The organism is Mesorhizobium sp. M0751, assembly GCF_040320265.1.
Lineage (GTDB): Bacteria > Pseudomonadota > Alphaproteobacteria > Rhizobiales > Rhizobiaceae > Mesorhizobium.
This window is the reverse complement of the sequence record NZ_JAMYPH010000007.1, coordinates 154,156-166,707: the sequence shown is the minus strand read 5'-3', so window position 1 is coordinate 166,707 and position 12,552 is coordinate 154,156. Positions and strand designations below refer to the sequence as shown.

General features: G+C 64.9%; 9 protein-coding genes. 4 read left to right on the top strand and 5 right to left on the bottom strand.

All coding sequences use genetic code 11. The features are described 5' to 3' along the window. Nucleotides 1–31 precede the first annotated feature (31 nt). Both NKI19_RS14030 and NKI19_RS14025 read right to left on the bottom strand, forming a co-directional pair. Nucleotides 32–1,291 (bottom strand): ABC transporter substrate-binding protein, encoded by a 1,260-nt coding sequence (locus tag NKI19_RS14030; protein WP_352491130.1) that lies wholly within the window; start codon nt 1,289–1,291, stop codon nt 32–34. Nucleotides 1,292–1,293: 2 nt separating this feature from the next. Continuing rightward, nucleotides 1,294–2,253 (bottom strand): N-acetylmuramic acid 6-phosphate etherase, encoded by a 960-nt coding sequence (locus NKI19_RS14025; protein ID WP_352565471.1) that lies wholly within the window; start codon nt 2,251–2,253, stop codon nt 1,294–1,296. A 199-nt stretch (nt 2,254–2,452) separates the two neighbouring features. On the opposite strand from NKI19_RS14025, the gene NKI19_RS14020 reads away from it, so the two are divergent. Genes NKI19_RS14020 through nagA form a run of 4 tightly spaced genes read left to right on the top strand, consistent with a single transcriptional unit; the run spans nt 2,453 to nt 6,313 of the window. Beyond that, nucleotides 2,453–3,334: a glucosamine kinase nucleotide-binding domain-containing protein gene (locus NKI19_RS14020; RefSeq protein ID WP_352491132.1), complete on the top strand. Its 882-nt coding sequence runs from the start codon at nt 2,453–2,455 to the stop codon at nt 3,332–3,334. Further along, a complete protein-coding gene (locus tag NKI19_RS14015) occupies nt 3,331–4,113 on the top strand; it encodes a GntR family transcriptional regulator (protein ID WP_352491133.1) in 783 nt (260 codons plus the stop codon). Before NKI19_RS14020 ends, NKI19_RS14015 begins: the two co-directional genes overlap by 4 nt. Continuing rightward, nucleotides 4,110–5,141 (top strand): SIS domain-containing protein, encoded by a 1,032-nt coding sequence (locus tag NKI19_RS14010; protein ID WP_352491134.1) that lies wholly within the window; start codon nt 4,110–4,112, stop codon nt 5,139–5,141. The genes NKI19_RS14015 and NKI19_RS14010 overlap by 4 nt, the downstream gene beginning before the upstream one ends. After that, complete coding sequence (gene nagA / locus NKI19_RS14005; protein ID WP_352491135.1) at nt 5,138–6,313, top strand: N-acetylglucosamine-6-phosphate deacetylase; 1,176 nt, start codon at nt 5,138–5,140, stop codon at nt 6,311–6,313. Before NKI19_RS14010 ends, nagA begins: the two co-directional genes overlap by 4 nt. Here nagA and NKI19_RS14000 read toward each other — a convergent pair. The 3 genes from NKI19_RS14000 to NKI19_RS13990 all read right to left on the bottom strand — a co-directional run bounded on the left by NKI19_RS14000 (nt 6,310) and on the right by NKI19_RS13990 (nt 12,550). Further along, nucleotides 6,310–7,833, bottom strand: a complete 1,524-nt coding sequence (locus tag NKI19_RS14000) for a malonate--CoA ligase (RefSeq protein WP_352491136.1) — start codon at nt 7,831–7,833, stop codon at nt 6,310–6,312. The genes nagA and NKI19_RS14000 overlap by 4 nt on opposite strands. 40 nt (nt 7,834–7,873) lie before the next feature. Beyond that, nucleotides 7,874–8,551, bottom strand: a complete 678-nt coding sequence (gene rpe, locus NKI19_RS13995) for a ribulose-phosphate 3-epimerase (protein WP_352491137.1) — start codon at nt 8,549–8,551, stop codon at nt 7,874–7,876. Nucleotides 8,552–8,767: 216 nt separating this feature from the next. Beyond that, complete coding sequence (locus NKI19_RS13990; RefSeq protein ID WP_352565473.1) at nt 8,768–12,550, bottom strand: DUF7929 domain-containing protein; 3,783 nt, start codon at nt 12,548–12,550, stop codon at nt 8,768–8,770. Nucleotides 12,551–12,552 lie beyond the last annotated feature (2 nt).

Below are 12,552 nucleotides of genomic sequence, written 5' to 3'. Positions count from 1 at the left end.
GCGAAGCGCGACTTAGCTCATTGCCGCGCTCTTACTTCGCCGGCTTGTACCAGCTGTCGAGGCCGTCCTGCAGCTTCTTGGCGGCAGCCTCCGGCGTGTCGGTGCCGTTGATGACGTTGGCCGATTCAACCCAAGTCTCGTTTTCGAGATTCGGCGTGCCGCGCGACAGGATCTGGTAGGTCGAGCGGATCGTCGACTTGCACTTGCCGCGCCAGGAGACGAATTCCTGGGCCAGCGGGTCTTCCATCTTCACCGGGGTGTTGTTCAGGCTGAAGAAGCCCGGCAGCGCGTTGGCGTAGATGGTGGCGAAATCCGGCGAGGCCACCCAGGACAGGAAGGTCTTGGCCGCATCCGCATTCTTCGAAGCCGCATTGAGACCCATGCCGATGTCGGTGTGGTCGGAGATGTAGCAGGTGTCGCCGGCCTTCTGCACCGGCGGCGGGAAGGCACCCATCTTGAACTGCGCCTGCGTGTTGAACAGGCCGATCTCCCACGAGCCGGCCGGGTAGATGGCGGCGCGGCCGAGCGTGAACAGGTTCTGGCTGTCCGGATAAGTCTGCGCCTCGAAGCCGTCGCCGAGATAGTCCTTCCACTTGGCCAGCTCCTTGAAGGGCTCGACCCACTGCGGATCGGTCAGCTTCTGCTCGCCCTTGATCAGCGCCAGGCGGCCTTCCTCGCCCTTCCAGTAGTTCGGGCCGATGTTCTGGTAGCCCATGGTCGCCGCTTCCCAGAGGTCCTTGGTGCCCATCGCCATCGGGATGTAGGTGCCGTCGGCCTTGATCTTGTCGAGCGCGGAGTAGAACTCCTCATTGGTCGTCGGCACCTTGATGCCGAGCTTGTCGAAGGCGTCCTTGTTGTAGATGAAGCCATGGATGACCGATGCCATCGGCACGCAGAAGCTCACCTTGCCGTCGTCGGTCTGCCAGGCCGCCTTGGCCACTGGCGAGAAGTTCTCCATGCCGGGCAGGGTCGAGATATCGGCAAGATTGCCCTTCTTGAAGAGTTCCAGCGACTTGTCAAACGGGCGGCAGGTGATCAGGTCGCCGGCCGAGCCGGCGGCGAGCTTGGCACCGAGGGCGGCGTCATATTCGGTTGGCGCCGACGGCGCGAACACCACCTTGATGCCCGGGTTCTTGGCTTCGAAGGCCGGGATCAGCTTGTCCTTCCAGATGGCAAGGTCGTCGCCGCGCCAGCTTTCGATGTTGAGCGTTACGTCGTCGGCATAAGCCACCCCGGCGGAGCCGAGAATGCTGGTGCCGAGAAGAAGTGCCGTCAGTAGCTTCGTTGTCATGCTCAGTCTCCCTGTTGACCTTTTTCAGGTTCGGTTTTGATGAGAACAGAGGCATTGCGCCCCTTGCTCCCCTCGATCGCGGAAAGGGCTGGCCGCAGCTTGTGGCCGGTCCCTTCCAATATCTTCTCGGCTGCGTCGGCGCTGGCGGCGCCGGCGGCGAGCAGAATGGCGGTCTTGACGACGCCGCCGCTCTTTTCGAGCAGGCGGGCTGCCTCGTCCTTGTCGCGCCCGCTTACGGCGGCCACGATGCGTGCGGCGCGGTCGCGCAGCTTGATGTTGTCGGCCATCAGGTTGACCATGTAGCCGTCATGGACATGGCCGAGATGGATGGCGGCCAGCGTCGACAGCATGTTGAGCGCGATCTTCTGGGCGGTACCAGCGCCCATGCGCGTCGAGCCGGCAATCAGCTCCGGCGGCGTTTCGAGCAGGATGGCGATGTCGGCCAGCCGCAGCAGCGGCGCATGCCGGTTGTTGGCGATGGCAATGGTCGCCGCGCCGCGGCGCCTGGCGTCCTCGATCGCCCTGACAGCATAAGGTGTCGAGCCGCTGGCCGAGACGGCGATCAGGCAGTCGCCCTTGCCTATGTCGGCGGCAGCAACCGCTGCCGAAGCTTCCTCGGTGTCGTCCTCCGGCCCGCCGGCCAGCGTCTTGAAAGCCTCGCCGCCGCCGGCGATCAGGATGGCGATACGGTCGCGCTGGATGCCGAAAGTGCCCGGCAGCTCAAGCGCATCGGCCAGTGCCATCAGGCCCGAGCTGCCGGCAGCCGCATAGGCGAGCTTGCCGCCGCTTTTCAGTCTGCTTGCGATGATTTCGGCTGCCGCGGCAATGGCAGGAATGGCGCCATGCACGGCCTTGGCAGCCTCGATCTGTGCGTTGGCCAAAGAGGAAAGGACGGCTTCCGGGGCCTGGATATCCAGTCCCTCGGCATTGTGGTGAAGCGCTTCGGTGCGCGTTTCGGCCATCCGCTTTCCTCCAATCCAGAAAACCATACCAAAAAAATACCACTTGTCCACACGCATTAATGAAATCCTTGCGGCGGTGCGGGCTTGCGAACGAAATTGGCCGATTTTCCAATAAACTACGCCTTAACTTTTTTGAAACGGAAATTAATCCTTGGCTATTGGTATTTTATTGGTATTATCCGCCGGGAGGAGAAATCGCGTGAAATTCGTGCTCGGCATCGATGGCGGCGGCACCAGCTGCAGGGCGGCCCTTGCAACGGCCGACGGCATCGTCCTCGGCCGCGCCAAAAGCGGTGCCGCCAACATCCGCACCGATCTCACCGGCGCCAGGGCCAATATCGTCGACGCAGCGCAGCAGGCCTTTGTCGCCGCGGGCAGGGATCCCGGACTGATCCCGCAAACTCCGGCCATTCTCGGCCTAGCCGGCGCCAATGTCGGCACCTACCGGCAGCAGCTCGAAGCGATCCTGCCGTTTCGCATCAGCCGTGTCGAGACCGACGCCGAGATCGCGCTGGAAGGCGCGGTTGGCTCCGGCGACGGCGCCATGGCCATCCTCGGCACCGGCACCGCCTATATGGCACGCAAACAAGGCAAGTCGCGCGCCATCGGCGGCTGGGGGTTCCAGGTCGGTGACCAGGGCAGCGGCGCCCGCATCGGCCGCGACCTGCTCGAGCAGACGCTGCTCGCCTATGACTGCATCCGCCAGGGATCGCCGCTGACAGAGGCCATGCTCGCCATCTTCCGCAACAATCCCGAGGATGTCGTCGAATTCACCACCAACGCCAAGCCCGGCGACTTCGGCGGCTTGGCGCCCAAGGTGTTCGAACATGCCGAAAAAGGCGACGCCGTCGCTATATGGATCCTCGACAAGGCGGTCGCCGATGTCGAGGCAGCACTTGGCGTGCTCGACCTCGGTGGCGACGATCCGCTCTGCCTGCTCGGCGGGTTGGCGCCGCTTTACGCGCCGCGCCTGTCGGCCCGCTACCGGGCGCTGCTGAAACCGCCGCTCGACGACGCGCTGGGCGGCGCGGTGCAGATGGCGGTTCGGATTTTCGCGAACACGACGGAGGCAGCGCGATGAGCGAGGCCGCCGACCAGATATTCGCGGCGCTGAAACAATCCTCGCAAAGCGGCGCGCCACTCTATCTGCAACTGAGAAAAAGCATCGAGGATGCGGTCAAACGCGGGCTGATCGGACCGGGCGATGCGTTGCCGTCCGAGCGCGACATCGCCAGTAAGGCCGACATTTCGCGCGTCACCGTGCGCAAGGCAGTGCAGGACCTGGTCAAGGGCGGAATCCTCGTCCAGCGCCATGGTTCCGGTACCTTCGTTGCGCCGCGCATGGAGCGCGTCGAGCAGTCGCTGTCGATGCTGACCTCGTTTACCGAAGACATGGCGCGGCGCGGCATGGCGGTGCGTTCGGCCTGGCTCGACCGCGGCCTCTATCCGCCGTCGCCCGACGAGATGATGGTGCTCGGCCTGGCGTCGAACGAATTGGTGGCGCGCGTGGCGCGCCTTCGCATCGCCAACGACACGCCGCTGGCGATCGAGCGCGCCTCGCTATCGACAAGCGTGCTGCCCGATCCGGCGGCGATCGGTTCGTCGCTCTACGCGGCGCTGGAAAAGACCGGCAACAGGCCGGTGCGGGCGGTGCAGCGCATTTCCGCAACCAATCTTGGCGATAGCGACGCGCATCTGCTGGAAGTGCCGCCGGGCATTGCCGGCCTGCATATCGAGCGTATCTCCTATCTGGCGAGCGGCAAGGTGATCGAGTTCACCCGCTCCATCTACAGGGGCGACGCTTATGATTTCGTCGCCGAACTCCGGCTGAGCGGGCCGGGCGAAGAGGGCCGGCCATGAGCGCAACAACGACCCATATGCGGCGCGAGATCGAGGAGATCCCGGAGGCCACCGCCCGCCTGCTTGACGGCTCGGCCGCGGTGCTGACGGAGGCCGGACGCGGCATTCGCGAGCGCGATCCGAATTTCGTCGTCACCGTGGCGCGCGGCTCGTCCGACCATGCCGCGACCTTCATGAAATATGCCGTGGAGCTGACCGCGGGCCTGGCGGTTGCATCGGTCGGCCCGTCGATCGCCTCGATCTATGGCGCCAAGCTCAAGCTGGGCGGCTCGGCCTGCCTGGCCATCTCGCAGTCCGGCAAGAGCCCGGACATTGTTGCAATGGCGCAAGCGGCGCGGGCCGGCGGGTCGCTGACCGTCGCCATCACCAACACCGCCGATTCGCCGCTCGCGCGAGCCTCGGATTACGCCATCGATATCTTGGCCGGACCGGAGCTCAGCGTCGCGGCGACCAAGACCTTCGTCAATTCGGCGGTCGCCGGCCTCGCCTTGATGGCGCACAGCACCGGCGACGACAAGTTGCTCGCCGCACTCGCCCGCCTGCCGGAGCATTTTCGCAAGGCGATCGCTTGCGACTGGATGGCGCTGGCTGGGGCACTCGAGACGCAAAAATCGCTGTTCATCCTTGGCCGTGGCCCGTCGGCGGCGATCGCCAACGAGGCGGCGCTGAAATTCAAGGAAACCTGCGCCATGCATGCCGAGGCCTATAGCGCCGCCGAAGTCATGCACGGCCCGCTGGCGCTGGTCGGTACCGGCTTCCCGGTCCTGGCACTTGCCGCTCGCGATGCATCCGAACCGTCGGTGGCCGATGCCGCCGATAGCCTGGCCGGCAAGGGCGCCGCCGTCTTTGTGACGTCGGACAAGGCAAAGAGCGCGCGGCCGCTGCCGCATGTCGCCACCGGTCATCCGTTGACCGACCCGCTAACGCTGATCGTGTCGTTCTATGGTTTCGTCGAGGCCTTTGCCCGCCATCGCGGCCTCGACCCCGACACGCCGCCTAATCTGCGCAAGGTGACCGAAACCCTATGAGCGACCGTTTTGCCCTGACTGGCGCCCGGATTTTCGATGGCGACGACTGGCACGACGATGCGGCGCTTGTCGTGCGCGACGGCCTCGTCGAGGCCATTGTTGCCGCCGGCGCCATTCCATCCAATGTTGCGCGTATCGAGACCGGCGGCATGCTGGCGCCTGGCTTCGTCGATCTGCAGGTCAATGGCGGCGGCGGCGTCATGCTCAACGATCATCCCGACGTCGCCTCGATCGAGACCATCTGCCGGGCGCACGCGCCCTTCGGCACGGCGGCGCTGTTGCCGACGCTGATCACCGACACGTCCGACATTACCGCCGCGGCGGTTGCCGCCGGAGCCGCAGCGGCACAGAGGAAGGTGCCGGGCTTCCTGGGCCTGCATCTCGAAGGGCCGCATCTGTCGATCGCCCGCAAGGGCGCGCATGACCCGGCCCTGATCCGGCCGATGCTAGTTGCCGACCAGGCGATGCTGATCGCCGCACGGAAAAACCTGCCGGTGCTGCTGACGACGGTGGCGCCCGAATCCGTCGAGCCCCGTCAGGTGTCGGCGCTCAGCAAGGCCGGCATTGTCGTCAGCATCGGCCATTCCGATGCCGGCTATGCCACGGCTCGCACCTTTGCCGAGGCCGGCGCAACGGTGGTCACCCATCTGTTCAACGCGATGAGCCAGATCGGCAATCGCGAGCCGGGGCTGGCGGGCGCGGCAATCCATACCGGCACATTCTATGCCGGGATCATCGCCGACGGTATCCATGTCGATCCGGCCACCATGGCCATCGCCTTGCGCGCCAAGCAGGGGCCGGGCAAGATCCTGCTCGTCACCGACGCCATGGCGACGATCGGTACCGACATGACCTCGTTCACGCTGAACGGCCGCACTATCCACCGCAAGGATGGCAGGCTGACACTTGCCGACGGCACGCTGGCGGGCGCGGATCTCGACATGATTTCCGCGGTGCGCTTCGTGCACCGGGTCGTCGGCCTCGACCTCGACGAAGCCTTGCGCATGGCCTCGCTCTATCCGGCGCAAGCGATCGGTCAGTCGCACCGGCTCGGGCGCTTCGCCAAAGGCACCGCCGCCAACATCGTTTCGCTGTCGGACGATCTGGACGTGAAAAGCGTCTGGATCGACGGCGCCAAGGTTTTTGCAGCCAACACTATCCCTCCGGCTTAGCCGGCTTTGGACGTATAGAGGTCCTTGTATGCTTCGCGCAGCAGGTTCTTCTGCACCTTGCCCATCGTGTTGCGCGGCAGTTCGTCGACGAAGACCACCCGCTTCGGATGCTTGTACCTGGCGAGGCGCCCGGCGATGGCCTCGATGATCCCTGCGGCGCTGATGGCCGAGCCCGGCGCCCGTACCACGACAGCGGTGACGCCTTCGCCGAAATCCGGATGGGCAACGCCGATGACAGCGCTCTCGGCGACACCAGGCAGCGCGTCGATCTCGCTCTCGACTTCCTTTGGGTAGATATTATAGCCGCCGGAAATGATCAGGTCCTTGCCGCGGCCGACGATGTGGACATAGCCGTCGGCATCGATCAGCCCGAGATCGCCGGTGATGAAGAAACCATCGTCACGGAATTCGGCCCTGGTCTTTTCGGGCATGCGCCAGTAGCCGCAAAAGACGTTCGGGCCCTTGACCTCGATCATGCCGACCTCGCCCCGGGCAAGTGTTTCGCCGCCATCGGGATCGGCGATGCGCAGGGAGACGCCGGGCAGGGGAAACCCGACCGTGCCGGCACGCCGCTCGCCATCATAGGGGTTCGACGTGTTCATGTTGGTCTCGGTCATGCCGTAGCGCTCGAGGATGGCGTGGCCGGTGCGCTCGCGCCAGGCTCTGTGCGTCTCGGCCAAAAGCGGCGCCGAGCCGGAAATGAACAGGCGGATGTTTTTCGCCGCTTGCCGGTTCAAACCGTCCTGCTGCAGCAGGCGGACGTAGAATGTCGGCACGCCCATCAGGACGGTGGCGCGCGGCAGCAGCGAGACGATGCGGGCCGGGTCGAATTTGGTTTCGAACAGCATCGAGGCGCCGGCCATCAGGACGACATTGGTGGCGACGAAAAGGCCATGCGTGTGGAAAACCGGCAGCGCGTGAATCAGCACGTCTGCGGCAGTGAAGCGCCAGAGGTCGACCAGCACCCGCGCATTCGAGGCGAGGTTTTCGTGGCTGAGCATGGCGCCTTTCGAACGGCCTGTGGTCCCGGACGTGTAGAGGATCGCAGCAAGGTCGTCCGGTCCGCGCGCCACATCGTGGAAGTCCACGGCCGCCTCAGAGGCGCGGTCGGTCAACGAACCCTCGCCCTTGCTGCCGAGTGTCGCGACCGCAGCGCCCGAGGCCTGCGCCAAAGCGCCGATCTCAGTCACTCGCGCCGGGTCGCAGACGATCAGTCGTGGCTCGGCATCCCTGAAGAAATAGTCGAGCTCGGCCAGCGTATAGGCGGTGTTGAGCGGCAGGAAGATCGCGCCGGCACGCAGGCAGGCGAGATAGAGGAAAATGGCCTCGGGGCTCTTCTCGACCTGAACGGCGACGCGGTCGCCGGCTTCGACGCCCAGCTGCGACAGCGCATGTGCCAGTTGAGCGGAGCGCGCCAGCATTTCGCCATAGCTGATCGAGCGCCCATCCTCTGCCTCCATCAAAAGGCGTTCGGGCGCGGGCACCCGGGCACGGAAAGCATCGAACAGATGGTTGCTCATGTTTCCCCCGAGCCGCGGTTTCCGGGCCAGGCGGCAGCGGTCAGCCGGCCGCCTTGTCCGCCGCTGCCCTGATTGCCTCGATATTTGCCCGATAGGCCTCGACGCTGCCGCCCTTGAAAATGGCCGCACCGGCGACCAGCACGCTGGCGCCGGCGGCAGTGACCAGGGGCGCCGTTTCAGGCGAAATGCCGCCGTCGATCTCGATCCGGATCTGCCTGGCACCGATCAGCGCCTTCACCCGCTTCACCTTGTCGACGATCGCCGGAATGAAAGCCTGGCCGCCGAAGCCAGGATTGACCGTCATGATCAGGACCAGATCAAGCCGGTCGAGCACGTATTCGATCATCGTTTCCGGTGTCGCCGGGTTGAGCGACACACCGGCCTTCTTGCCAAGGTTTTTGATCGTCTGCAGCGAGCGATCGAGATGCGGCCCGGCTTCGGCATGCACCGTGATGCCGTCGCAGCCGGCCTCGGCGAAGGCGGCCAGATAGGGGTCGGCGGGGGCGATCATCAGATGGCAGTCGAAGAAGGCCTTGGTGCGATTGCGGATCGCCTTGATCACCGGTGGCCCGAACGTGATGTTCGGGACGAAATGCCCGTCCATGACGTCGAGATGGATCCAGTCGGCGCCGGCCGCCGCCACCGCCTCGACCTCGTCGCCGAGCTTCGAGAAATCGGAAGCCAGCACCGATGGCGCGATCAGGGTTTTTTTGCTCATGGTGCGGCCTTCCTGAACGCCTCAGTTTACAGACCCTCTGTATCGACTGCCTAGACCATGAGTGCGGAAAGTGGAAGCCGGTTTGTCCTTCCGCCGACGCCACGGCTTCAGGTTTGCGCTGCCCTTTCATCTGCCCGCCAAAGAAAAAACCCGCCGGACCGCTCCGGCGGGTTTGGGTGACGCGAACCATCACCGTTTGAAGTTCCGTGCGCGATCCTATTGCTCGAGCTGCGGCTTGCGCCTTGGCACGACCTGCTGAAGAACCTTTGGATTCAGCAGCAGGTTCGGGTTGCGGATCGGCTGGCACTGGCCATTGATCGGCCGCGCGCCAGGTGCGCATTCCAGCCGTGGTTTGCGGCAGGCGCCGTCGCGCAGCTCTGTCCCACGCGGGCAGACGCAGACGCCACGCTTGTTGTGGACCTGACCAGGTATCGGGCACTCCACCACAACAGGCTTCTTGCGCCTGCAGGCATTGCCTTGCACTTCCGTGCCCTTCGGGCAGACGCAATCGCCGTTGGCATCGTGGATCTGGCCACGGATCGTGCACTGCTCGGGCTTTGGCCGGATTGGCCGGCAGGCATTGCCTCTGACTTCGGTGCCCCGCGGGCAGACGCAATCGCCAGCGGCGTCGTGGATCTGGCCACGGATCGTGCACTGCTCGGGCCTTGGCTGGATTGGCCGGCAGGCATTGCCTCTGATTTCCGTACCCCTCGGGCAGACGCAATCGCCAACAGCGTTGCGGATCTGGCCAGGAATGGTGCACTGCTCAAGCTTCGGCTGGATTGGCCGGCAGGCACTACCCCTGACTTCGGTGCCCCGCGGGCAGACGCAATCGCCGGCAGCGTCGTGGATCTGGCCGCGGATCGTGCACTGCTCGGGCTTGGGCTCTTTCCCCACGCAAGCGCCGTTTTCCAGTTCGGTTCCGCGCGGGCAGACGCAGTGTCCGTCTTCGGTACGGATCTGGCCTTTGAGCAGAACGCAAGGTCTTGGCTTCGGCACGATGACCGTGCCGCCGCCGGACGAGCATTGGCCGTTGCGGAAGGTGGTGCCTGGCGGGCAGACGCAGTTGCCGGCGTCGTTCATGACGAAGCCTGCCGAGCATTCCTTCTTCACCTCATTCCTGATGGTGAAGGGATGACAGGCATAGGCCTTGCCGCGATCGCCCTGCACGTTGGCCGCACCGCGGGACAACACGTCGCCCGCGCCTTGCACCGGCGTGTTCGGAGAAAGCACGCCGACGCAGTTCTGGCCATTGACCGTGCCCTGCAGAGTGGCCAGGCGGCCGTCGTCGGGAATGGTCACGATCACATTGTGCACGTGGCTTTCCCCGGCGCCAAGCGTCAAGTTGGCGATGCAGGATAGCGGCAAGGTTGCCGGCTCCGGCGAGCAGCCAAAGGGCGGATCGATCGAGGTGATCGCAACGCCTTCCAGCCGGCCGAGGCCTTCGACGCCGATGGCATCGCCGATGCGAACCGGACCGGAGAAGGCGCTCGCGCCATCGTTCGTGATGGTGATCTCGAACGAGCAGGGTTGGCCGGGCTGGCATTCGGCGTCGCCGGTCTTCTCGACGCGGATGATCGAGGCGCCGCCGCCCTTGGCGCAGGCCCGGCCGATCGGATAGACGATGTCATCCCCCGGAGCCGGGCCGTAGGAGCCGCGTGCGCAGTTTTCGAATTCGCCACCCGCGGCAACCGTCACGTCGAAATGCCGGCTGGTTCCAGGCGTCATGACGGCGCCGGGAATCTGGCAGGACAGCGCATTGGCCGGAACCGGTCCGCAGGCCCATTCCGCGCCGTCTGGGGTGACGGTCTGGATCTGGACCGGCGCCCCGCCGGCTATCAGCGTTGCGGCATCGTTGACCCGCACCGGACCGGTCGGGGCAGCGGTGCCCAGGCTGATGACGGCAATACGGCAGGAAACGGCCGCAGCGCCGGCCAGCGAACCATTGCACACCTTGGTGATGCGCAGGGCTGGCTGGCCGCCATTCGGATGACGGATGCGTTCCTTGGCGCAGGCCCTGTTGTTGGTGATGTCGTTCTCACCGGGAATGGCCTTCACCTCGGCGCAGTTCTCGACGGTATCGGGCCGGTAATTGGCCGGCATCACCGCCCTGACGAAGATCGGCGTCGAGGCGCCAGGCAACAGCACGATGCCGGCATTGTCGCAGCGGAACTGGCCGGGGCCGTTCGGTCCGCATGTCCATGGCGGCGTCGGGCCGAAGGTCGAGGATGCCGGCACGCCGCCCGGATAGGTATCGACGACCGTCAGCGGCCCGTTATAGGGGACGCTGCCATTGTTGATAATGTCGATCACGAAGGTGCAGACGCCATCGGCCGAACAGAATTCGGTGCGGGCGCGCTTCTTCAGGATCAGGTCGACCTTCTTCTCCACCGGCGGCCGGCAATCGCGGTCACGATCGCCACGCCGGCAGACCGGGATCGAAGCACAGCCGCGATCGTTTTGCTGGTTGCCGAAAAGCGGCTTGCCGCTGGCCCCGTAATTATAGGTGGCGCAGTTGCGCAAGACGCTGCCTCGCCAGCCTGCGGCCGGCTTGAAGCCGAGCTCGAGGTCGACAGAGGCACCCGGATTGAGCGTGGTTACCGGATGAGTACAAATCATCGGGGTGGTTCCAGGCGCGCAGACCCAGGGCGGGTTCGGCCCTGAATCGAGGATGGAGCCGGCCGGCGGGGTGACTTCGTCGAGCACGATCTTGCCGTGGTAGGGTGCATCGCCGACATTGGTGACCCTGATGGTGAAGTCGCAGCCGCCGTCCATCGTGCAACGTTGCACGTCGGCGCGCTTTTCGACTTTCAGATCCGGTTCCTTGTCCTTCGGCGGGCAGCGCTGATCACGCGGGATGACGATGTCGATGGTCTGCGTGCAGCACAGGCCCCAGCCCTCCTTCGGGCCGGCATAGGTTTCGATGCCGGTGACGATGATGTGGATAACGTCGCCGGGTGAAGCGCCGACGATCTTCCAATTGAGCACACCGCCGCCGGCCGGCACCAATTGCGTGTCGGGAATGATGGTGATGCCGGGTGTCGTCGTCGAAAGCTGCACCCATTTGCCGGCCATTTCTGGGCCGACCGGCATGTGGTAGATGAAGGCGCCGCCGCCGGGCACGCAATCAACCGTGCCGCGCTCCACCTTGAAGCATTCCTTGCCGGGAGGTGGAGGCGGCGGGTTGCACCTGGTGACGTCGATCTTGATCGAGGTCTTTACACCCGTGAGGTAATTGCCGTCGTCCGGCTTGCCCGGGTCCTGCGACGGGATTTCGATGCCGGCGCCGCGTTCGCGGCTCACCTTGACCATGCCCTGGTTGTGAACGATCGTCGGCGACGGAAACGCCGCATGATCGATGTTGGCGGTGATCTGGAACGTGATGACGCGCTCGTTCGCAGCGCCGACGCCGTCGAGATCGCCGGCGGAAATCCGGAAATCGGACACCGTCGCGGTATCGTCCGGGCCAGCCGAACTGCTGATCGCAGCGCCGGGCAGCGGTCCGCCCGACGCATCGGTGCCGTCGCCGGTCACATGTACGCCGACGATGCGCAGGCCGTGCGGGAGCTGGTCCCTGAAATCGAGCCTGACCTTTTTCAGCATGGCCGCGACGCCCGGGCTGGCAAAACCCTGCGGATTGCCGCGCAAGCCAAAGCTCAGCGAGTATACGACATAGTCGCAGCCTCGCTGGGTGCCTTTCTTGGTGAAGAAGGGCACGATCCGGCCCGGCTCTGGATTGACGATACGAGGATTGTCGAAATCGAGCTTGGTATCGGGAATGACTGTGACCGAACCGGCAGGCTTGACCTTGGCCGGAGCAAGGTCTTCAGCGAAGCCTTGCAGCGGGCTCAGCATGGCGACCGCGATACCGGCCGCCATCAGCCAGCGCGCGCCGCGCCTGGCGAGTGACAGGGGTTTCATGATGGTCTCCATGACGAATGATTGTTTGCCGGTTGATTGGCTGCTCGTCGCAGGCGGGAAAAGTGCAAGATTGCTCATCT